This is a genomic window from Vibrio atlanticus, assembly GCF_024347315.1.
Classification (GTDB): domain Bacteria; phylum Pseudomonadota; class Gammaproteobacteria; order Enterobacterales; family Vibrionaceae; genus Vibrio; species Vibrio atlanticus.
In genome coordinates this window covers 2,819,011-2,842,305 of record NZ_AP025460.1, presented here as the reverse complement: position 1 = coordinate 2,842,305, position 23,295 = coordinate 2,819,011, and the positions used below count along the sequence as shown (strand labels likewise).

General features: G+C 44.6%; 15 protein-coding genes. 10 read left to right on the top strand and 5 right to left on the bottom strand.

Features of this window, described 5'->3' with window-relative positions; all coding sequences use genetic code 11:
* Positions 1 to 148: 148 nt before the first annotated feature.
* From gluQRS to sfsA, 3 genes are all read right to left on the bottom strand, one after another.
* Positions 149 to 1,051, bottom strand: a complete 903-nt coding sequence (gluQRS, locus tag OCV30_RS12605; RefSeq protein WP_065678073.1) for a tRNA glutamyl-Q(34) synthetase GluQRS — start codon at positions 1,049 to 1,051, stop codon at positions 149 to 151.
* A gap of 147 nt (positions 1,052 to 1,198) precedes the next feature.
* On the bottom strand, positions 1,199 to 1,645 hold the full coding sequence (dksA, locus tag OCV30_RS12600; protein ID WP_009847581.1) for an RNA polymerase-binding protein DksA: 447 nt from the start codon (positions 1,643 to 1,645) through the stop codon (positions 1,199 to 1,201).
* A 135-nt stretch (positions 1,646 to 1,780) separates the two neighbouring features.
* Positions 1,781 to 2,539: a DNA/RNA nuclease SfsA gene (sfsA, locus tag OCV30_RS12595; RefSeq protein WP_009847580.1), complete on the bottom strand. Its 759-nt coding sequence runs from the start codon at positions 2,537 to 2,539 to the stop codon at positions 1,781 to 1,783.
* A gap of 94 nt (positions 2,540 to 2,633) precedes the next feature.
* Here sfsA and hrpB point away from each other — a divergent pair, with 94 nt between their 5' ends.
* The 10 genes from hrpB (at position 2,634) to OCV30_RS12545 (ending at position 19,186) form a co-directional block, all read left to right on the top strand.
* Positions 2,634 to 5,072 (top strand): ATP-dependent helicase HrpB, encoded by a 2,439-nt coding sequence (hrpB, locus tag OCV30_RS12590; RefSeq protein WP_065678116.1) that lies wholly within the window; start codon positions 2,634 to 2,636, stop codon positions 5,070 to 5,072.
* The gene (gene mrcB, locus OCV30_RS12585) at positions 5,069 to 7,468 is read left to right on the top strand and encodes a penicillin-binding protein 1B (RefSeq protein WP_065678074.1); all 2,400 of its coding nucleotides are present in this window, start codon (positions 5,069 to 5,071) and stop codon (positions 7,466 to 7,468) included. The genes hrpB and mrcB overlap by 4 nt, the downstream gene beginning before the upstream one ends.
* 38 nt (positions 7,469 to 7,506) lie before the next feature.
* Positions 7,507 to 9,846 (top strand): patatin-like phospholipase family protein, encoded by a 2,340-nt coding sequence (locus tag OCV30_RS12580; RefSeq protein WP_065678075.1) that lies wholly within the window; start codon positions 7,507 to 7,509, stop codon positions 9,844 to 9,846.
* A 272-nt stretch (positions 9,847 to 10,118) separates the two neighbouring features.
* Positions 10,119 to 12,707 (top strand): bifunctional aconitate hydratase 2/2-methylisocitrate dehydratase, encoded by a 2,589-nt coding sequence (gene acnB / locus OCV30_RS12575; RefSeq protein WP_065678076.1) that lies wholly within the window; start codon positions 10,119 to 10,121, stop codon positions 12,705 to 12,707.
* 210 nt (positions 12,708 to 12,917) lie between these two features.
* Entirely contained in the window at positions 12,918 to 13,286 is a 369-nt protein-coding gene (locus OCV30_RS12570; RefSeq protein ID WP_029223087.1) for a YacL family protein, read from the top strand.
* Between the two features lie 226 nt (positions 13,287 to 13,512).
* Complete coding sequence (gene glnK, locus OCV30_RS12565) at positions 13,513 to 13,851, top strand: P-II family nitrogen regulator (protein WP_004738200.1); 339 nt, start codon at positions 13,513 to 13,515, stop codon at positions 13,849 to 13,851.
* A 27-nt stretch (positions 13,852 to 13,878) separates the two neighbouring features.
* Positions 13,879 to 15,108, top strand: a complete 1,230-nt coding sequence (locus OCV30_RS12560) for an ammonium transporter (RefSeq protein ID WP_017097325.1) — start codon at positions 13,879 to 13,881, stop codon at positions 15,106 to 15,108.
* A gap of 164 nt (positions 15,109 to 15,272) precedes the next feature.
* On the top strand, positions 15,273 to 16,289 hold the full coding sequence (locus OCV30_RS12555; protein WP_012604721.1) for a Fe(3+) ABC transporter substrate-binding protein: 1,017 nt from the start codon (positions 15,273 to 15,275) through the stop codon (positions 16,287 to 16,289).
* A gap of 243 nt (positions 16,290 to 16,532) precedes the next feature.
* Positions 16,533 to 18,158 carry an ABC transporter permease gene (locus OCV30_RS12550; protein ID WP_065678077.1) on the top strand — a complete coding sequence of 542 codons (1,626 nt, stop codon included), beginning with the start codon at positions 16,533 to 16,535 and terminating at the stop codon, positions 18,156 to 18,158.
* On the top strand, positions 18,158 to 19,186 hold the full coding sequence (locus OCV30_RS12545) for an ABC transporter ATP-binding protein (protein WP_017097323.1): 1,029 nt from the start codon (positions 18,158 to 18,160) through the stop codon (positions 19,184 to 19,186). Before OCV30_RS12550 ends, OCV30_RS12545 begins: the two co-directional genes overlap by 1 nt.
* A 157-nt stretch (positions 19,187 to 19,343) precedes the next feature.
* Here OCV30_RS12545 and OCV30_RS12540 read toward each other — a convergent pair whose 3' ends face one another.
* Together OCV30_RS12540 and OCV30_RS12535 are read right to left on the bottom strand one after the other, a co-directional pair.
* On the bottom strand, positions 19,344 to 20,756 hold the full coding sequence (locus tag OCV30_RS12540; protein WP_065678078.1) for a phosphoglucomutase/phosphomannomutase family protein: 1,413 nt from the start codon (positions 20,754 to 20,756) through the stop codon (positions 19,344 to 19,346).
* Positions 20,757 to 20,830: 74 nt separating this feature from the next.
* Positions 20,831 to 23,236, bottom strand: coding sequence for a glycoside hydrolase family 94 protein (locus OCV30_RS12535; protein ID WP_065678079.1), 2,406 nt, complete (start codon positions 23,234 to 23,236; stop codon positions 20,831 to 20,833).
* Positions 23,237 to 23,295 lie beyond the last annotated feature (59 nt).

Here is a 23,295-nt window from a genome sequence, read left to right as displayed (position 1 = left end):
AACAAAGTAGGTATCGCCAGCTTTGTTTTTCTCTTAGTCCAAAGTGGTAGTGCAGAGTTTAATTGCGGCTAATAATAGCTTAGCGCGAGCCATTTGAGAACATCGTCTGCTTAGTCACAGGTATTTGTTAGGGTATTTTTATGTATCGTTATTGCGATTTGCCGTTAGTTTCGAACTCATTGCTGTGCTCTTTTTGTAAACTATCAGGTAACTGATTGACGTTCCATTGCTGGCAGCCCCACAATAAAATTTCATCTATTGACGCCTCGCAAAGAGCACTCGGGATATTAAAACCTAAGAATCGCATCGCGTTGATTAACGTCGGTTTTGGGTTGTCGAGATCTATCGCGGTGGCATGATTCTGTTTTGACAGTTTATTCCCCAAGCCATCGGTTGCCAATGGTAAGTGCAAGTAGCTCACGGTTTTTTGCTTGAGCGTCTTATACAAACTGATTTGTCGACCTGTTGGTTCTATCAGATCTGCACCTCTAACGACTTCTGTTACCCCTTGTTCGATGTCATCAAGGACAACTGCCAAGTTATAGGCAAACAACCCATCTCTGCGTTTGATAATAAAATCTTCTTCAGCCAATGCTTTGGGAATTTGAATCGTGCCGTGACGAACATCGTCAAAGGACTCGATGGGAAAGTCCATACACAAGCGCACCGCCTGTTCGCCTGAATCAACCAAACCTTTGTCTCGGCAGTGGCCACTATAAAACCCACCCAAGGACTTTATCTGCTTACGGGTACATTGACAGTAGTAGGCCTGATTGTCAGTGACCCATTGAGCAATTTGAGCTTGATATAGGTCATGACGCTGGCTTTGATAAACGACTTCACCGTCCCAATACAGATGGTAAGCCTCAAGCGTCTTAAGAATGAGGTCTGCAGCGCCAGCCATTTCTCTTGGTGGATCTAGGTCTTCCATACGAACTAACCATTGTCCTTGGTGAGATTTCGCTTGAAAGTAGCTACCAAGAGCAGCAACCAGTGAGCCAAAATGAAGAGGACCTGACGGTGATGGTGCAAAGCGTCCGATATAATTCATAAGTGAAAACCTAATCTTGATGGTACCGCAGTAGCCGATTCTTAAGACGTTTGGCGATTAGTTTATCGCTATCAACAACGATATAACCCGCTTTTTAGAACAAACAAAAAAGGGAGCCAAAGCTCCCTTTCTTTACATCCGCAAGAATTAACCTTGCATCTGTTTCTCTTTGATCTCTGCAAGTGTTTTACAGTCAATACAAAGGTCAGCAGTTGGACGAGCTTCAAGACGACGAATACCAATCTCGACACCGCAAGAGTCGCAGAAGCCGAAATCGTCTTCTTCGATCTTATCTAGTGTCTTCTCAATTTTCTTGATAAGACGGCGCTCACGGTCACGGTTACGTAACTCTAGGCTGAATTCTTCTTCTTGAGAAGCTCGGTCAACAGGATCTGGAAAATTCGCTGCTTCGTCCTGCATGTGGTGCACAGTACGATCAACTTCTTCCCTGAGCTGGTTGCGCCAAGCTGATAAAATTTTTGTAAAATGTTCCGTTTGCTCAGGTGACATGTACTCTTCACCTGTCTTTGCTTGGTACGGTTCAACACCTGCGATGGCTAGGATGCCTAGCGCTTTTTTCTTAGATTCTGGCATACAGCATCTCCTATTTACACCTAGTCAACTGCAAAGCAGCTAATTTTAAGGCGGGTATCTATAGCAGAAAGAACGAATGGTGGCAAATACTCTTGTTAAAACTTGCAATCAATGTGAATAGTTCAGCATTTTTGCTTAGCTATTGATAAATTCAACGGCTTGTTTTAGTTGTATTTGAGTACTGCTGAGCTCTGCTTTATAGCAAAGCACTTCAACTCCAGCGTCTTGTGCTTGTTTTAGTAATAACGAATATTTGGCGTCTATATGGTGTGCCGCAGACACTTTTTCAATGCCTGAATGTAAAACAGTGAATAAAAGTACGGCTCTACTTCCAGATTCGACCATTTCTGTGAGTTCTCGCAGATGTTTTTGGCCTCTAGTTGTCACTGCATCAGGGAAAAAACCTTGCCCTTCGGTCGACGCTTGTTGTTTAGTTGATATTTGTTGCTTAGTTGACACTTCTTCGTCGAGCAAAGTGACGCTTTTTACTTCGATATAGCAAGGCGGCTTTTCGTTATCTTCAAGCAGAATATCAATGCGACTATTCTCACTGCCATATTTCACTTCGGTTCGTAACGCGTTATAACCTAAGAGTTCAACTATAGTCCCATTTTCAATTGCTTCCACCGCTAGCTGGTTTGCCCGCGCAGTATTTACACAAATACGGTGACCTTTGTCTGTTTCTGAGATCTCCCAGCTGTTTGGGTACTTTCTTTTTGCATTGTCTGACGTTGAGTACCACACCGTATTGCCAGGAGTCGCACATCCTGTCATCGCTCCGGTGTTAGCGCAGTGGATAGTACGCTCGCTGCCGTCTGGAAGTTGGATGTCAGTGAGAAAGCGTTTATAGCGTTTAATAAGAGTCGCTGGCTCTAATGGAGGATTGAAGTGCATATTACTTATTTAGAGAGGTAGGTTTTTATGTACAATGTTGCCAACATTACACCACAAGGTTCACCCATTGCCACAACTGCCCATAGAAGCTGTGATGCCAGATCTGCTCGCTGGCGTACAAACACACACTCAACTTATTCTAAAGGCCGCTCCCGGTGCCGGTAAGTCAACATTCTTCCCTTTACAGTTGGTTAAGACTAATGCCGTTCAAGGCAAAATCATTATGCTTGAACCAAGGCGTTTGGCTGCAAGGAATATTGCTACTTACTTAGCGAGCCAACTAGGAGAGAAAGTGGGAGAGAGCATAGGTTTTAGGGTTCGTGGTGAATCTAAAACCAGTAGTGCGACTCGCTTGGAAATCGTGACTGAAGGGATCATGACGAGAATGATCCAAACCGACCCTGAATTGACTGGGGTTGATATGGTGATCTTTGATGAATTTCATGAACGCAGCATTCACGCAGATACTGCATTGGCGTTTAGCTTGGAGATCCAAGATGCGCTGCGTGACGATCTAAAAGTGGTGGTGATGTCGGCAACCTTAGATCAACACGCTCTGCAATCTTTGTTACCTGATGCCAAGTATGTTGAATCGCAAGGCCGAACTTTCCCTGTCGACTTCTACTATCAGCCATTAGGCTCGAATGAATATTTAGCACCTAAAATGGCTAAGGTGATTCAATCTCTGATGGAGAAAGAATCGGGTTCACTTTTGGCTTTCTTACCGGGTGTCTCGGCGATAAAACAAGTGGAATCACAACTTGGGCAACTTGTCAGTGATATTGACGTGTGTCCGTTGTATGGCCAATTGAATTTTGAACAGCAGCAGAGAGCGATCGCGCCATCGGTGAAAGGGCGTCGAAAAGTGGTATTGGCCACTAACATTGCGGAAACCTCTTTGACGATTGAGGGGATTCGTTTAGTGGTTGATTCGGGGTTAGAACGAGTTGCAAAGTTTGATTTGAAAACCGGTATTACCAAGCTTGAACAAGTGAAAATTTCGCAGTCTTCTGCTGAGCAAAGAGCGGGTCGTGCTGGGCGAATCGAAGAGGGCTTGTGTGTTCGCTTGTACAGCGAAACACAGCTTATGCAGCAACCTGCTGTACCAGAACCTGAAATTCTTCATTCTGATCTCTCTTCGCTGGTGGCTGAATTGACGCAATGGGGAGCAAGTAGTGCCGATGAGCTTCATTGGTTAGATGTTCCGCCACAGGCATCGATTGAGCAAGCGACAGAACTGTTACAAGAGCTTGATTTATTAGATAGTAATGGGCAATTTACTCCAGTCGGAAAGCAAGCCCAGCGCTTAGGTATTGAGCCACGGAACGCCAGTATGCTGATCAAAGCGCAACAAAACAGCCAAGCCTTGTTGAATGTCGCAATTGTCGCCGCCGCTTTACTCGAAGAACCTGAACGTAACGTGACGGATATTCAACACTCGCTACATCGACTTAAGCAAAGAAAACACTCAAAAAATAGCGTGGTGATGCAGCGAGCGAAAAGTCTCGCTAGCAAACTCAATCATCACCTGGATTTGTCACAACTCGATGAATCATTGCTACCATTAGTGCTTTGCTTGGCCTTTCCAGACCGAATTGCCCAATCGAGAAGTGCGACTGGCTGTGCATTTCGTCTTGCCAATGGCCATGGAGCCGAGGTTCGTGATGATGATCCGCTGGCAAACAACGAATACATCGTGGTGATTGATTTGATGCGTACGGCAGGGCGAGCAAGTCAGATCTTTTTAGCGACACCGATTGATATAGTGCAGCTTGAGGCTTCATTCTCCGGTCTTTTTACACGCGAAGATTATGCGGATTGGGATGAAAAACGCGGTCGCTTGGTTGCTGAAGAAAGAGTATTACTGGGTAAGCTGATTATCAGCACTAAAGCTTTGCCAGAACCCGATGCGAATCAGGCAAGCCAAGCGTTACTGAATTACATCGCTCGACGCGGACTTGAAAGTTTAAATTGGACGGCTTCTGCTAAACAGCTGGTTGAACGCGTGCGCTGTGCTGAGTTGTGGCTGCCTGAACAGCAATGGCCTCAAATGGATGACGCGAGTTTGATTGAGCATCTTGATGAGTGGCTATCACCCTATCTGAATGGTATTAAGTCAGCCAAAGGGCTGTCGAATGTATCGATTGAACAAGCACTGTCGGCTTATCTTGGCTGGCCTCTGAATAAAGAAATAGATCAATGGCTACCGACTAATTACCTGATGCCAACGGGCAGTAAGAAGTCGATTCGATACCAATATCAATCTGAGCCAATGATCTCTGTTCGAATGCAGGAAGTCTTTGGTGAGCAAGATTCACCCTTGATTGCCCAAGGGCGTAAAAAGGTGGTGCTTGAGTTGCTTTCTCCTGCGCAACGACCACTGCAAATTACTCAGGATTTAGCCGGCTTTTGGGCTGGCGCGTACAAAGAAGTACAAAAAGAGATGAAAGGCCGTTACCCAAAACATCCTTGGCCGGATGACCCTGCTAATCATGTAGCAACCACTAAAACTAAACGACAGTTGAACCGATGATGACCAAAATGTTAACGCCAAAAAAGGCACCACCTAAAAAAGCGCCAGCAAAGAAGTCACCAGCGACGAAAGGCAAGCCTAGAAAGCCAAGAGCAGCAGCGAAAAAGACTAAACCTAAGGCTAAGCCGTCTGGTAAGAGAGGTTGGTTGAAGATTCTGTGGGGCATTTCTTGGAAAGCTGGCTTAGCACTTGCCGCATTGCTGTTGTTCGTCGGTATTTATCTGGATTCAGTGGTTAAGCAGCGTTTTGAAGGTCAGCTTTTTGATCTGCCAACCGTTGTTTATGCTCGTGTGTTGGATCTGTCTCCGGGGACTGCGGTGAGTTTGGTACAGGTTAAGAATGAACTGGATGTACTTAATTACCGTAAAGTGAATTCTCCTCGTCACCCAGGTGAGTACTCTTCTTCTTCAACCAAGATTGAAATGATTCGTCGTCCGTTCGAGTTTGTCGATGGACCGGAAGCGGATCGTCATGTGATGCTGCATTTCAACGGTAACGAGTTAACTCGTATACAGTCGCTAGAGAAGAAAGGCGACATGGGCTATCTACGTGTTGAACCGAAAATGCTGGGTATGCTTGAAAAAAGTAACGATGAGCAACGCCTGTTCTTAAAACGTAATCAGTTCCCAGAAGTGATGGTTGATGCCTTATTAGCAACTGAAGACCGAAGCTTCTATCAACACGATGGGGTATCGCCATTAGCAATCGCTCGTGCAATGGTCGTTAACGTCAAAGCTGGGCGAACGGTACAGGGCGGTAGCACGCTGACACAACAGTTGGCAAAAAACCTATTCCTGTCCAGTGAGCGTACATTGTGGCGTAAGGTTCGTGAAGCCTACATTGCGCTTATCTTGGACCATCGTTACAGCAAAGACCGTATTCTAGAGGCTTACTTAAACGAGGTTTACCTTGGACAAAATGGTGGGCAAGCGATTCATGGCTTCGGTTTAGCATCTCGCTTGTACTTCGGTCAACCAATTCAAGAACTCCGTATCGATCAGCTGGCACTGCTTGTAGGTATGGTGAAAGGGCCTTCGTATTACAATCCGGTTCGTTACCCTGAGCGTGCTAAGACTCGACGCGATCTGGTTCTTCGTTTATTGATGCAGCAAGACATATTAACTCCGCGACAATACGAAGAAGCGGCGAGTCGTGATTTGGATATTCAAGACAACCCACGTATTGCTAGCCGTCAGCCAGCTTACTTCCAGCAAGTAAACATTGAGCTTAAGAAGTATGTAGGCGATCGATTTGAAGCGAAAAAAGGGATTCGAGTCTTTACCTCTCTGGATCCCGTTTCCCAAGACAAGTTAGAAAAATCGATTGCTCGTAAAGTGCCTGATTTATCGAAAACGGCAGGTAACAAACTGGAAGCCGCAGCTATTGCCGTGGATCGCAATACTGGTGAAATTCGAGCGATGGTCGGCGGTAAACGTACCGGTTACGATGGTTTTAACCGTGCTTTGAACGCGAGTCGCCCTATTGGTTCTTTGGTTAAGCCTGCCATCTACTTAACCGCATTAGAGCAACCTCAGAAGTATACGTTGGCGACAACATTGAAGGACACGCCACTGAGCTTGAAAGGCAGTAAGGGTAGCGTATGGAGCCCAAGAAACTTCGATCGTAAGTTCCGTGGCGATGTACCCTTGTATGTGGCGCTTTCTAAGTCTTACAACGTACCAACGGTTCGCTTGGGGATGCAGTTAGGCATTGATAGCGTCTCAGATACCATTGGAAAACTGGGTGTCGATAAAAATGAAATTCGCCCAGTACCGTCGATGTTTTTGGGTTCGTTCTCACTGACTCCGTTCCAAGTTGCTCAGATGTACCAAACCATTACCAACTCTGGTCGCATTGCGCCTTTGTCTGCGCTTCGTTCGGTTATTGATAATGATGGTGAGGTTCTGTATCAGTCTATCCCTCGTGTATCACAAAGCGTTGACCAGCAAGCTGCTTGGTTAACAACGTATGCCATGAAGCGTGGTGTATCAGAAGGTACAGGTCGTTTCTTACAAGGTCAGTTTGCATGGGCGGGATTAGCCGGTAAAACGGGTACCAGTAATGACAGCCGTGACAGTTGGTTCGTGGGTGTTGATGGTCGTGAAGTCACGACGATTTGGTTAGGCCGAGATGATAATAAACCGACTAAGCTAACCGGTTCTAGCGGTGCGTTGCGTGTCTATGCTGATTATCTGAAGCAAAGAACGCCTGAACAACTATTACTGCCTTGGCCAACAGGAATTGCGACCGCTAGCTTTACTCGAACTCCTGAAGGGGCGCTAGAGTTTGACTGTGGTGGTACAGTCAAATTGCCGGTCTGGGATGAAAGTGGCAGCATTAAAAAGGGCTGTGAAAGTCAACCAAAACAGTGGCTAAAGAAGCTTTTTCAGTGGTAAAGTCATAACAGAAAAGAATGACAAGGATAGTTTAGATAATGATTTCTCGTTGGTTAGTGAGTAGCTTGGGTATTGTCGGTACTGTGATCAGTTTTCAACTGTTTGCTGCTACTGCAACACAGGTTGATTCATCAGAACATGTTGAACTTAAACAAGCTCATAAAAGGCCAACCGTTGCTGTCGTTCTTGCTGGTGGTGGGGCAAAAGGTGCAGCTCACATCGGTGTGCTTAAAGCCCTAGAAGAGATGCAAATTCCGGTTGATTACATTACCGGTACCAGCATGGGCGCATACGTTGGTGGTCTTTATGCGACAGGGATGAGCGCTGATGAGATCGAGAGCTTTATTTATACGGTTGATTGGAATCGTGGTTATCGCGATCGCGTTAACCGTAGTGATCGCCGTGTGCGAGACAAAGAATATGAAGACCGTTATCAACTGAATACCGATCTCGGTTTAGGTTGGGGCGAAATCAAAGCCAGAAAAGGTGTGGTTCAAGGTCAGAATATGTTGCGTATTCTGCGCGAGACCACTGGTAATTTATCTCCCCTCGATTCTTTCGACAGCCTCGCTATTCCATATCGCTCTGTCGCAACCGATATTATCGACCTTGAAGAAGTCGTGATCGATCATGGTCACCTTGTTGATGCGATGATGGCGAGTATGTCAGTACCTGGAGCACTTCCTCCTTATGAAGTTGATGGGCGAATGTTGGTCGATGGTGGTGTCACCAATAACATGCCTGTTGATGTTGCTAGAGCGATGGGTGCTGACATAGTTATTGCGATTGATATCAGTACTAACTACCAAAGCAAAGAAGACTTCACTAACTTTTTAGCCGCAGCAGACCAACTCTCTAATTACCTTGTTCAACGCAGCACTCAAGAGCAAGCCGCGACGTTAACAGACGATGATTTTTTCCTACGTCCTGATGTTGGGCAAATGGAGACCACCGAGTTCGATAAAATGCCGACGGCTTATCATGCTGGATACGAAGCAACAAGGCAGTATACGGATCAGCTTTCTAAGTTGGCGCTCTCTAACGCAGACTATCAAAAGTATATTGATCAGAAACAGCAAGCTCGAAAGCAGCTAAAACATGGCGACCAGACTGTCGTTGATAGAGTTATTATTAACAACAACACCCACTATTCAGATAAGTTAATCGAAAATCGTTTAAACCTCGATTCTGGTCAGGTTATTAAAACCAGTGAAATCGAATCTAAAGTGAAAGATCTTTATGCCTTAGATCGGTTCGAGTTGGTTACTTATGAATTTGAAAATGTTGATGGCGAGGATCAACTGCTGGTTGATGTGAACGAAAAATCTTGGGGTCCCAACTATCTCAATTTTCGATTCTTTCTTGAAGATGATTTCTCGACTACCAGCCAGTATTCGCTCGGTGTTTCTGCCAACTTTACTGATATTAACAAACATGGCGCAGAGTTAAGAACCAATCTTGAAATGGGTACTGACAAGCGTATTGAAGCGGAACTCTTCTCTCCATTCTTTTCGAGTCAAAAGCTGTTCACATCTGTGTCTATTGCTTACAGCAACCAGAATCGAAACCTGCCAGCAGGAATTGGCGAGATTGGAGAACCTACACTGGATGCAACCAAAGACTATTTACCAATGTCTTATCAAGAGTATCTGAGTGAATTTGCATTGGGCTATCAACCGACATTGTGGCAAGAGTTGAAATTTGGTGCACGTTATACAGATGGCAGTATTGAGGTGGCATCATTACCTTCACTAGGAAGTGGTGGCTATAAACGTATTGGCGCCTTTGCCAGTTATAGATTGGATACTTTGGATAACTTCAGTCTTCCTACCGAAGGTTATTTTGTCGATTTAGAGTACCTTATCTCTCATGACGATTTTGAGAATGAGAGCTCTAATGGTGGTTCAGATTTCTCTTCTGAGAGTGATACAGTCTTTGAACTTTCGGCCAATTTTATGGCAGCACAAAGCATTGAAAAGCATACTTTAGTCGCAAAGGTTGATTACGGCATCGTAGAAAGTAAAAACTCAGTCTTTCCGATTGATCCGAAAGAGCTAGGAGGGTTCCTCAATCTATCCGGTATTCCAAGAAATAGTTTGATCGGTCAGAACTTAGCTTACACCAGTTTGATCTACCGTTATAAGTGGTTTGAAAATGACTTCGGCCTCTTTGAATCACCGTTCTACGTGGGCGCCTCTATTGAACATGGTGGTGTTTGGTCGAACAATGACTTAAAACTGGATGAAGCACCAATGTATACTGCAGGTTCTGTTTTTGCGGGTGTCGACTCACCCATCGGGCCGATCATATTAGCTTATGGTCGAACCGAAGATAACTTTGATTCGGTGTATCTGATTGTCGGTACTTCCTACAAATAATCATGCGTAGAGTCACCGTTTAACTGCGTAAATAGGCAAAAATAGTGGGACTTTCGTCTTAACTTGCTATGTTGGTCAAAATGATAAGATTTTAATTTAACGTTAAATTTGCTATTCTACCGCCCACAGTTTGGCCTCTATGATGCCGCTCATCAATACAAATTGAATGACAAAAATGGCAATGGAGAGCCAAGTTTCCAAGGATGTTCGCTTCTTTATTTTACTAATAATTATGAAGGTAAGAAGTGAACCGCAATGAGAGGAAAAAAGTCGTGCTTGAAGCCTACCGTAAACACGTCGAAGAACGTGCTGCCGAGGGAGTTGTCCCAAGACCACTAGATGCTGAGCAAGTCGCTGGCCTAGTTGAACTTCTAAAGAATCCACCTCAAGGTGAAGAAGAAATCATTCTTGACCTACTAGAAAATCGCATTCCACCGGGTGTAGATGAAGCTGCTTACGTAAAAGCTGGCTTCCTTACGGCTATCACTAAAGGTGAAGTAGCTTCTCCACTAGTAAGCAAAGCAAAAGCTGCACAACTGCTTGGTACTATGCAAGGTGGTTACAACATCGAGTCTCTAGTGTCTCTGTTAGACGATGCTGAGCTTGCTCCAATCGCAGTTAAAGCCCTGTCTCATACTCTACTGATGTTCGATGCGTTTTACGATGTAGAAGATAAAGCGAAAGCAGGTAATGCTTCAGCACAACAAGTACTTCAATCTTGGGCTGATGCTGAATGGTTTACAGCGAAAAACAAAGTAGCGGAAAAGATCACCGTTAAAGTATTTAAAGTTACCGGTGAAACTAACACTGATGACTTATCACCAGCGCCTGATGCATGGTCACGTCCTGATATCCCAGTGCACGCGAAAGCGATGCTGAAGATGGAACGTGATGGCATTACTCCTGATGAACAGGGTAGCGTTGGTCCAATCAATCAAATTGAAGAAATGCAAAAAGACGGCATTCCACTGGCTTACGTTGGTGATGTTGTTGGTACAGGTTCTTCACGTAAATCGGCAACAAACTCAGTACTTTGGTTTATGGGTGAAGATATCCCATTCGTACCAAACAAGCGTACTGGCGGTGTTTGTCTGGGTGGTAAAATTGCACCAATCTTCTACAACACAATGGAAGATTCAGGCGCACTACCCATTGAACTGAACGTACAAGACATGAACATGGGCGATGTCATTGATATCTACCCGTACGAAGGTGTTGTTCACAAGAACGGTTCTGTGATTTCAAACTTTGAGCTAAGCAAAGTACTTCTTGATGAAGTGCGTGCTGGTGGCCGTATTCCACTGATCATTGGTCGTGGCCTAACGGGTCGTGCTCGTGAGGCTCTAGGCCTAGCTGAAACCGATCTGTTTGCTAAACCAATCGATCCTTCTGCTTCTGATAAAGGCTACACATTAGCTCAGAAGATGGTAGGTAAAGCGTGTGGCGTTGAAGGTGTGCGTGCGGGTCAGTACTGCGAACCTAAAATGACAACGGTAGGTTCTCAAGATACTACGGGTCCTATGACGCGTGATGAGCTGAAAGATCTGGCTTGTCTAGGCTTCTCTGCGGATCTTGTGATGCAGTCTTTCTGTCACACATCTGCATACCCGAAACCAGTTGATGTAAACACTCACCATACACTGCCTGATTTCATCATGAACCGTGCAGGTGTTTCACTTCGTCCGGGTGATGGTGTTATCCACTCATGGTTAAACCGTATGCTTCTTCCTGATACTGTAGGTACAGGTGGTGACTCGCATACTCGTTTCCCTCTAGGTATTTCATTCCCTGCTGGTTCTGGTTTGGTCGCATTTGCTGCGGCAACAGGCGTTATGCCTCTTGATATGCCTGAATCTATCTTGGTTCGCTTTAAAGGCGAAATGCAACCGGGTATCACACTACGTGACCTAGTACATGCCATTCCGCTTTACGGCATCAAGCAAGGTCTACTAACGGTAGAGAAAGCAGGAAAGATCAATGAGTTCTCTGGTCGTGTACTAGAAATTGAAGGTGTTGAGCACCTATCTGTTGAGCAAGCATTTGAACTTTCAGATGCATCAGCTGAGCGTTCTGCGGCAGGTTGTACGGTTAAGCTATCTCAAGAGTCTATCGATGAGTACCTGAACTCGAATATCGTTATGCTTAAGTGGATGATCGCTGAAGGTTACGGTGATGTTCGTACGATTGAGCGTCGTATTACCGCAATGGAAGAGTGGTTAGCGAACCCTGAGTTACTATCTGCTGATTCAGATGCGGAATACGCACACGTTATCGAGATTGATCTTGCTGACATCGATCAACCAATCCTATGTGCACCAAACGATCCAGATGATGCTCGTCTTCTTTCTGACGTTCAAGGCACTGAGATTCAAGAAGTGTTCATCGGTTCTTGTATGACCAACATCGGTCACTTCCGTGCTGCAGGTAAGATGCTAGAAGAGTTTAATGGCTCTTTAAATACTCGCCTATGGGTTGCTCCGCCAACTAAGATGGATAAAGACCAACTGACAGAAGAAGGCTACTACGGCATCTTCGGTCGTGCTGGGGTTCGTATTGAAACTCCGGGTTGTTCATTATGTATGGGTAACCAAGCTCGTGTTGCTGATGCTTCGACGGTTATGTCTACGTCTACTCGTAACTTCCCGAACCGTTTAGGTAATGGTGCGAACGTTTATCTAGCTTCTGCTGAACTTTCTGCTGTTGGTGCGATTCTTGGTCGTATCCCAACTAAAGAAGAGTACTTAGCGTACGCTGAGAAGATCAATGCAACCGCTGCTGATACATACCGTTACCTGAATTTCCATAAAATGGGTCAGTACACGGAAAAAGCAGATACCGTTATCTTCCAAGAGCCAGCATAAGCGGTTAATGGAGTGCGATAAAGTGCTTACTGCGTTGCAGTAAAATACTCGCTGCTAATACAACGCCTTCTCTTTGTGAGAAGGCGTTTTTGTTTCTGCGTTCTAATAGTTCGTTTGATGTTGAATGAATCAAGCTCGATCTCCAATAGACTTCGCTATATACTCTCGCCTCATTTTTTACCCTATCTGTCATTAGTGCGCGGAGCCTTTATGGAATTTGAATTTACACGAAACACTTTAATGGGCGAGTACTATGTAAAGTGCAGCATGGGTCATGAAATTGTTGGCCGCTGGCTTCAAGAAGAGATCGGAAAAGATAAGCAGAAACTGGATCATGTGATGGCGTTGATTGAGCAATCTCGACAAGATCTGAGCAATGAAGTGACGCTACTAGGCAAAGAGATCAGCCTAGCGATTAATGAAGACGACGTAACGATTCAAGAAAATGTGCTAGGGCACGAACAAGAGATGGAAGAGGGCAGTGAGTTCGATTTCTATAATTGTGAAAGCGAAGCAAGCTGCGGAATTGACGATTTCGAGTTGCTCATCGAACGTTGGATTGATTTTTTAGGTTACTAGTTGCTAATGATTTTGCATCGTGAAAGTTTCGTTGCCCAAAACTAGAGCAACGACAGTGCAACGCATTAAGATAGTGAAAAGGCCGCACCACATTGGTGCGGCCTTTTTCGTTTCTAAAACGGTATTGTTTCTATTTTATTTAAAATCAACAACTTAAATTTATGGCACGCTACTTGGATTGTAATAAGAGTATTAACGGATTAAGTGAAGAATTTAAGGAAAGAATATGAAATTAATAAATGCCATTGTAAAGCCATTCAAATTAGACGATGTACGCGAAGCGCTCTCTGATGTGGGTATTGAAGGTATGACGGTTTCTGAAGTGAAAGGCTTTGGTCGTCAGAAGGGGCACACTGAATTGTATCGTGGTGCAGAGTACCAGGTGGACTTCCTACCCAAGGTAAAGCTAGAGATTGCAACCCAAGCTGAAAATGTTGACCGAGTTGTTGAAGCGATTAGCCAAGCGGCGCACACCGGAAAAATCGGCGATGGCAAAATTTTTGTGTATGACCTAAGCCAAGCCGTACGAATTCGTACTGGTGAAATGGATGCTGAAGCACTTTAAAGAATTACAAGGACTGGAGACTTTAATATGGAACTTACAACAACAGTAACGGAACTACGTTACGCACTAGACACTTTTTTCTTCCTCATCTCAGGTGCGTTGGTCATGTGGATGGCTGCAGGCTTCGCAATGCTTGAAGCTGGTCTAGTTCGTTCAAAGAACACCACAGAAATTTTAACTAAGAACATTTGTTTGTACGCGATTGCTTGTACGACTTTCTTAGTCGTTGGTTACAACATTATGTATGTCGATAACGGCGAAGGTGGCTGGTTACCGTCATTTGGTACTCTGATTGGTACTCAAGGTGAAGGTGCAGACCACTCATTAGAATCAGACTTCTTCTTCCAAGTCGTTTTCGTTGCAACAGCAATGTCTGTGGTATCTGGCGCGGTTGCTGAGCGAATGAAACTTTGGTCATTCCTTATCTTCTCTGTCGTGCTAACAGCATTCATCTACCCAATGGAAGGTTACTGGACTTGGGGCGGTGGTTTCCTATCAGAAGCCGGCTTCAGTGACTTTGCTGGTTCAGGTATCGTACACATGGCCGGTGCTTCAGCAGCGTTAGCGGGTGTGCTTCTACTGGGTGCTCGTAAAGGTAAATATGGTAAGAACGGTGAAATCTACCCGATTCCAGGTTCAAATATGCCACTGGCAACGCTAGGTACATTTATCCTTTGGTTTGGTTGGTTCGGTTTCAACGGCGGTTCTCAACTAATGGTTTCGGATTTTGAGAACGCAACAGCAGTAGGTCAAATCTTCCTTAACACCAACGCAGCAGCAGCAGCAGGTGCGATTGCAGCACTACTAGTATGCAAAACAACTTGGGGTAAAGCAGACCTAACAATGATTCTTAACGGCGCGTTAGCTGGCCTAGTAGCAATCACTGCTGATCCTTTATCACCATCACCTTTATTTGCTGTAGCGATTGGTTCTGTATCTGGTGCATTGGTTGTATTCAGCATCATCGCTCTAGACAAAGCTAAGATTGATGATCCAGTAGGTGCTATATCGGTACACGGTGTGTGTGGTTTCTTCGGTCTAATGGCTGTGCCACTAAGCAATGCTGATGCAACGTTTGGTGCTCAACTATTGGGTGCAGCAGTAATCTTTGCATGGGTGTTCGGTGCTAGCCTAGCGGTATGGGCAGTGCTTAAAGCAACAATCGGTATCCGAGTAACTGAAGATGAAGAACTTGAAGGTATGGACATGCACGATTGTGGTGTCGGCGCCTATCCAGAGTTTGTGTCTGTAAAATAGAACACTATGTATTAATCCATAATTTACAAATATTTACACATTACCCACTTGAAACCTGCTCTCATGAGCAGGTTTTTTTGTGCTCTATCATTGAAATTAATATTTTAATAAATATAATAACGCAACTGATATAGATTATCATTTCGATATAAAGGACTTTACCAATGAAAAAATTGCTAACTCTTTCAGCTCTAGCATGTAGCGCAATCGCACCAACGGCTGCAATCGCTGCTGAAGAAGTAAACGTATACTCTTACCGTCAACCTTTCCTTGTTGAACCTATGTTTGATGAGTTCACAAAAGAGACAGGCATCGAGGTGAATGTTAAGTTTGCTAAGAAAGGTTTAGCAGAGAAGCTAGCTCAAGAGGGCGAATACAGCCCAGCAGATGTGGTATTAACTGTTGATATCAGCCGTCTATCTGAGCTAACTGAAAAAGGTTTAGTTCAAGCTGTAGAAAGTGATGTTCTAGAAAAGAATATCCCAGCTCAGTACCAAGACACAGCTAACGAGTGGTTCGCTCTAACAACTCGTACACGTAGCGTTTACTCTTCTCGTGACCGTGTTGGTCGTCTAGGTGAAGATTTCACTTACGCTGATCTAGCTAAGCCAGAATTCAAAGGTAAAATCTGTACACGTAGCGGTAAGCACCCATACAACGTTTCTCTAGTATCTTCGATGATTGCTCACAAAGGTGAAGCTGAAACGAAAGAATGGCTAGAAGGCGTAAAAGCAAACCTAGCACGTAAGCCTCAAGGTAATGACCGTGCACAAGTTAAAGCGATCAAAGAAGGTCTATGTGACGTTTCTCTTGGTAACAGCTACTACCTAGGTAAGATGGTTAACGATAAAGAGCAAAAAGCTTGGGCTGACGCTGTTTACCTTAACTTCCCTAACCAAGAGACAACAGGTACTCACGTAAACATCTCTGGTATGGCAATGGCTAAATTCTCTCCAAATAAAGAGAACGCGGTTAAGCTAATGGAATTCCTATCTGGTGACGTGGCGCAAGGCATGTACGCAGAAGTGAACTACGAATACCCAGTTAAAGCTGATGTTAAACCTTCAGAGCTTGTTGCTTCTTGGGGTGAATTCAAAGCTGATACAATTTCTCTAGACCAGATTGCTGACCACCACGCAGCTGCAATCAAGCTACTAGACGAAGTTAAGTTCGATCTATAATTTTTTACTGTAGGCTTCGGCCCAAGTAAAATGACAGCCTCAAGTCGCCATTCCGGTAACTTGGGGTTGTTTTGTTTTGGAAAATCACTTTTTGATACAAAGCTCCCCGTTAATCCCCAGAGTTATGAGCATCTCACCTTGAAGTCATTACAGTATATGGGTATAAATAACCCCCCATTAAAAGGATATGAGATGTATTTGCAAATGCATTTGTGTTTCATTAAGCCTCGTTGTAGTTAGGCGATGAAAGAAAAGAATTATTTATGGAACACCAGTAGCTGCATCATTGCTGTATTGCTGGTTTTACCGATTTTAGCGATTTTTACGACTGCTGTTGGAGAAACAGATGAGCTATTTTCTCATCTTATGTCCACAGTAATGCCCACCTATACTTATAATACGGTGGTTTTAGTCATAGGAACCTTATTCCTGTCTTTGGCTTTTGGTATTCCGTCAGCTTGGATTATGGCAATGTGCCGTGTTCCAGGAGAGCGCGTTTTACAGTGGGCGTTAGTGCTACCATTAGCAATGCCAGGCTATATTGTCGGGTATATCTTTACCGATTGGTTCGACTTTGCTGGTCCGGTTCAAATTCTGCTACGAGATTTAACAGGCTGGGGGCCCGGAGAGTACTGGTTCCCAGACATTAGAACCTTGTTCGGAGCTATTATTGTTCTGTCACTTGTTCTCTACCCCTATGTTTATTTGCTATGCCGCGCGGCTTTTATGGAGCAAAACGTCTCCTTATTGCAATCCGCTCGGTTGTTAAAGTGTTCACCTTGGGAAAGCTTTCGTCGTATTTCCTTGCCGCTTGTTCGTCCATCAATGGCGGTCGGTCTATCACTGGTTGCAATGGAAACCATTGGTGACTTTGGTACCGTAAGTTACTTTGCAGTCAATACCTTAACGACTGCGGTTTACGATACTTGGTTAGGTTACTCAAGCTTAACGGCTGCTGCGAAAATATCGGCGATCATGCTGGTTATTGTGATCCTACTATTGAGTTCAGAGCGATACAGCCGTCGCAAACAGAAATTATTCCAGAATCAATTCAGTAGTCGTGAAGATTTTCGTTACGACCTTTCCGGTTGGAAGAAGTGGTTAGCATTGTTTTGGTGTTGGGGGTTGGTGTGTGTCGCATTCTTGTTCCCTCTTGCCCAGTTAATAATTTATGCCTACAAATATTTTGCTCAAAGCTGGACCCCTGAATTTAGAGAGTATGCCGTTAATAGCCTTTATGTTTCGGTAGTTGCTGCAATTATTGGTGTCGTTATTGCTTTGATTGTGAACTTCAATCAACGTGTTAGCCCAAGTAAGAAAAATCAGGCTTATATGCGTATCGCTTCCATGGGCTATGCCGTTCCAGGCACAGTGTTAGCCATTGGTGTGATGGTCCCAGTTTTGTTTATGGATCATTTAGTCAACGACATTGCAAAAGTGATGGAATGGACAGGACCAGGTTTGATCTTCTCTGGTTCTATGTTTGCACTTATCTTTGCCATGGTCGTGCGTTTTTCAGCGGTTGCAATTGGCAGCATTGAAAGCAGCTTGAGTAAAGTTTCTCCTTCATTGGATATGGCATCTAAAACAATGGGCTGCAATACCAACCAGATGTTACGTCGTGTTCATTTACCTTTGATTAAACGAGGCGCATTGATCGCCGGATTATTGGTGTTTATCGAATCAATGAAAGAGCTAAATGCGGCATTGCTGTTACGTCCTTTCAACTTCGAAACATTGGCGACCTATGTTTATAACTATGCCTCAGATGAGCACCTAGAGTTGGCGGCGATGCCTGCTGTATTATTGGTGTTAGTGGGTTTAATTCCTCTGATTATCGTAAACCGTTCCTTGGAGCAGAAACACTAATGAGTTGTGCATTATCAATTAAAGATCTGACTTGTAAGTACGAGTCCCAAACTATTTTGGAATCTCTTTCTTTAGAAGTTGAGCATGGTGAAATTGTTTGTCTGCTTGGTGCCAGTGGTTGTGGTAAGACAACGCTGCTTAAAGCGATTGCCGGCCTGCTTCCATTGAGTAGTGGTGTCATGAGCTTGAACTGTCAAACCATCGACGATGGAGACAACTGGTTACCACCTGAGCAGAGAAACATCGGAATGATCTTTCAAGATTACGCCCTGTTTCCGCACTTGACGGTAAACCAGAATATCTGCTTTGGCCTCAAAGGCCTCTCTGAGCAGCAAAAGAAAGAGAAAGTTCAAGAGATGTTGGAGCTAGTTCACTTAGATGAATTCGGTGACCGATACCCACATCAACTTTCTGGTGGTCAACAGCAGCGCGTAGCGATTGCTCGTTCTTTAGCGTACAAGCCAGACTTATTGTTATTGGATGAACCCTTCTCAAATATTGATACTCAAGTTCGCCATGAGTTGATCTCTCAGATTCGTAAAATATTTAAAAAGCAGGGTGTTACTGCTATTTTTGTAACGCACAGCCGTGAAGAAGCATTCGCTTTTTCAGATAAAATGGCGGTAATGAACCATGGTGTGATTGAGCAATATGGTTCAGCATCTGAGTTGTACTTCCACCCATCGAGTAAGTTTGTTGCAGATTTCTTAGGTGGTGGTAGCTACTTGAATGCACAGCGTATTTCAGATAATGAATTTGAAACGAGTTTGGGTCTGATAGAAGCGAAAGCACAAACTCAGATCGAAGTGGGAGCGGAATGTGCGTTGTTACTAAGACCACAGCATATAGTAGCGAGTCATGATGTCGACAGTAACCTGTCTGTGTTGGAACAACAATTTATGGGCGACCACTGTCGCTATGTGATTGAAGCTAACGGTCAGAAACTATTAGCAACGTCTTCTGAGGCTCTAGGTGTTGGTATGCCAGTCACCGTCAAAGTAGATACCAAAGGTGTATTGGCGTTTTAATGATACGCAGTAAGTATCGTTTTGCCGAAAAGTAAAATGCATTCGTAAAAAAGCCCAGTACTTTGATACAGAGTACTGGGCAAGAGTTCTTCACCTATAGGCTTTAACAAGGCAGTGGTTTGTTAAGTCCCATTCAAAACTGCTGCACTCTATAAATCTATAGAGAGAGGAAGTCTTTCACTTTTTGAAGAACACGTTCTGCAGTGTCTTTATCTTCCATTTCTGCGAAGATTCGCAGTAATGGCTCTGTTCCGGAGAAGCGAGCGATCACCCAACCGCCATTCTTGAAGTACACTTTAGCGCCATCTTCATAGCTGACTTTTTCAATTTCGTATTCAAATTCAGGCAGTTGTTTCTCTACGTAAATCTTGGTGTAGAGCGCTTCTTTCTCTGAAGGCTTAAACTGGCAATCTCCTTCTGCCGTGTAGGCATAGCCATACTTAGAGTAGATTTCATCAAGTAACTCAGATAATTTTTTACCTGTTACACTGATCATCTCAACCAGTAAGCTTGAAGCAAATACGCCATCCTTACCTTTGATGTGACCTCGAATGGTTAAACCTCCCGAGCTTTCACCACCAATTAGTGAATCATCGGCTTCCATTTGAGAGCTGATATGCTTAAAGCCTACAGGAACCTCAAAGCTCTTCTCACCATGATCTGCCGCTACTTTGTCGAGTAGATGCGTGGTGGCGATGTTACGAACGACAGAGCCCTTCCAGCCTTTGTATTCCAGTAAGTAGTAGTAAAGTAGGAGTAGCACTTCGTTAGGGTGAATAAAGTGACCTTTCTCATCAATGATGCCTAAACGGTCGGCATCGCCATCAGTACCAATACCAATGTCATATCCTTCTGCTGCCACCAAGTGCTTCAAGCGATAGAGCGTAGCGGCATTCGGCGAAGGCATTAGGCCCCCGAAATCTGGGTTCTTACCATCGTTGATTACATCAACATCACAGCGACCGTTGATCAGTACTGTTTGTAGAGCATTTTTCGCAACACCAAACATTGGATCAATCAGTACGCGCAGGTTGGCTTTCTTTATCGAGTCGATATCAATGAAGTTGATGATTGAATCAACAAAGTCGTTCATCGGGTTGATGATCTCGATTTCTTTGTCATTCAATGCTTGTTCAAAATCGACTCTGACGACATCTTCACTGGTTAGGGTTGAAATCTGTTGTTCGATCTTTTCTGTGATGATCTCATCAGCATCACGGCCACCTTCAATGAAGATCTTAATACCGTTATAGTCTGCTGGGTTGTGAGAAGCGGTAATACACGCAGAGTAAATACATCCCATCTCTTTTGCTTGGAACATCACGATAGGTGTTGGAACGAACTTATCAATGAAGCTTACTTTGATGTTGTTCGCCGCAAGTACTTCTGCAAACCAGCATGCCGCTTTATCTGAAAGGAAGCGACGGTCATAGCCGATAACGAATCCATTCTTGGCTGCATCTTCATTATTGATGATGTTAGCGAGCGCTTGCGCTACAAGGCGAACATTGTCTCTGGTGAACTCTTCACCAATGAAAGCGCGCCAGCCACCTGTACCAAATTTAATCATTAGAAAATCCTTTTAGTCTCATTGCCTCAAGTCGATAAAGACTTGAGGCAAGAGCTGTTCGTTAAATTAAGTGACTAGCCTAGAACAACGACAACATCGTTCACGCTGCCTTCTGCTTGTACTGGGATTGCACCTTCAACTGACTCACCGTTGATAGTGATAGAGGTAACCCCTTTGCTTACTGCATTCGGGTTTTGCACTGTGATGTTGTAAGTCGCACCACGCCATTGACGAGTAACCTCGAATTCCGGCCAATCAGTCGGGATACAAGGATCAATCGTTAAGCCTTCAAAGCCTGTGCGAACACCAAGAATAAAGTTGGTTACCGCGAAGTAAGCCCAACCAGAGGTACCGGTTAACCATGGGTGGTTTGCACGGCCGTGGTCTTGGTGATCTTTACCCATGATGAACTGCACGTACGAGTATGGTTCTGCGTAGCGTGTTTCAATCATGTCATTTTGGTTGTACGGGTTCAGTGCGTCGTAGAATTTCATCGCACGGTCACCACGACCTAGCTTCGCTTCTGCTACCCAAGCCCATGGGTTCGGGTGAGAGAAGATTGCGCCATTCTCTTTTACGCCTTGATAAACGCGAGTCACAAAGCCGATATCATCGTTTGGTGTTGCGAATGAAGGAGAATTTAGGTGCAAGCCGTATTCAGAGAATAGGTTCTCATCAACAGCGTCCATCGCTTTCTCGCCACGCTCTTGAGAAACCGCGCCAGATAGAACCGCTAGCGTGTTCGACTCTAGGTGTACACGACCTTCAGCTTGTTGAGCGGTACCGATCTTGTCGCCATTTTTTGTTAGACCACGGATGTACCAGCCACCTTCGTCATCCCATAGGTGTGTTTCACAGGCTTCACGTACGTTCGCCGCCATTTCTGTGTATTTAGTAACGTCAGCATCGTTATTACGGAACTTAGCCAGGTCTAGGAATTCTTGTAGAGCCCAGAAGTGCAGGAATGAAACCATTGAAGATTCACCGCCACCAAGGTTCAAACAGTCATTCCAGTCTGCACGAAGGCCCTTACAGATACCTGTTTGCCCCACGTATTCTGCAGAAAAGTTCAGTGCCGCTTTCATGTGTTCGTAAACGGTCGCTTCGCCACCGTCTGCGTATGGAATTACTTCATCAAAGAAGTCGTGTTCACCTGTTTCCATTACATATTTGATGATGGTCGGAACGATCCATAAGTGATCATCAGAACAGGTGTCTTCAATGCCGTGGATCTTATCGTCATCTGAAGGCGTTGGAACAACCGTTGGTGATTTCGATGGCTCAACGTCTGCTTTCTCTGGATCGAACCAGTCTGGATCGAATAGGTGTAGACCGTAGCCGGCTTTCACTTGGCCACGAAGCAGGTCGATAATACGTTTCTTAGTCATTTGTGGGTTGGCATGAGGTACTGAAATCGCATCTTGCGCAGTATCACGGTAACCAAGGCCAGTACGACCACCCACTTCAATGAAGGATGCAAAGCGAGACCAAACCACACAGGTTTCGGCTTGGTATAGCGTCCATGTGTTGATCATGGTGTCTAAGCCTTCGTTTGGAGACTTAACTTGGAATTTGTTGCAACGCTCGTCCCAGTGATCTTTGATGCCTTGGAAAGCGGCATCGACATTAGCTGTGTCTTGGTACTTTTCACGTAGGCGCTCACCGTTGCCTTTACCGATACCTAGTACATAAGCAAAGCGAACTTCTTCACCCGGCTGAATCGTAAATTGCTTGTGCAGAGAACCACAATGGTTGTAACAGGTTTGGGCGCTGTTAGAACATTTACCGTTCTCAACGGCAATTGGGTTCGCTTCATCACGGTACATGCCAAGGAAGTTATCACGTTGGCCGTCGTAGCTGTCTGGTGAGAAAGTTGAAGCTAGGTAGTAGAAACCTTCAAAGTCGTTAGTGTTGTAGTACAGGTCGTATTCAAGAACACCTTCTTGGTAAGACGTACCCGCAGAGTACAAAGACATCTGATGGTTCTGATTATCCGATTGGATGTGGCTGAACGAGAACTCAACAAATGAGAAAGTACTGATGGTTCTTGGTTTGTCAGTGTTGTTCTTTAGTACGACATCCCAAACTTCCGCATCTTCACCCTTAGGAACGAATAACGTTTTGGTTGCTGTAATACCACTGTATTCACACTTGAATTTTGAGTATGACAGGCCGTGACGAACTTCGTAGTTCGCTTCATCTAGGCTCTTTGCCACTGGCTGCCAAGAGATAGACCAGTAATCGCCCGTCTCATCATCACGCAGGTAAACATAGTGTCCTGGACGGTCGAAGGTGCCGTTTGGACGGAATTTAGTAACACGGTTGTATTCCGGAGAATTGTAGAACGAGTAGCCGCCAGCATTGTGCGAAATCACGGTACAAAACTTTTCAGTACCTAGGTAGTTGGTCCAAGGTGCTGGTACATCAGGGCGAGTGATGACGTATTCGCGATTATCGTTATCGAAATAGCCGTATTTCATTGTCATTTCCTTTTTAACAAACTGCATCTATGCAGCTAATTTTTAAATAATGATGCTGA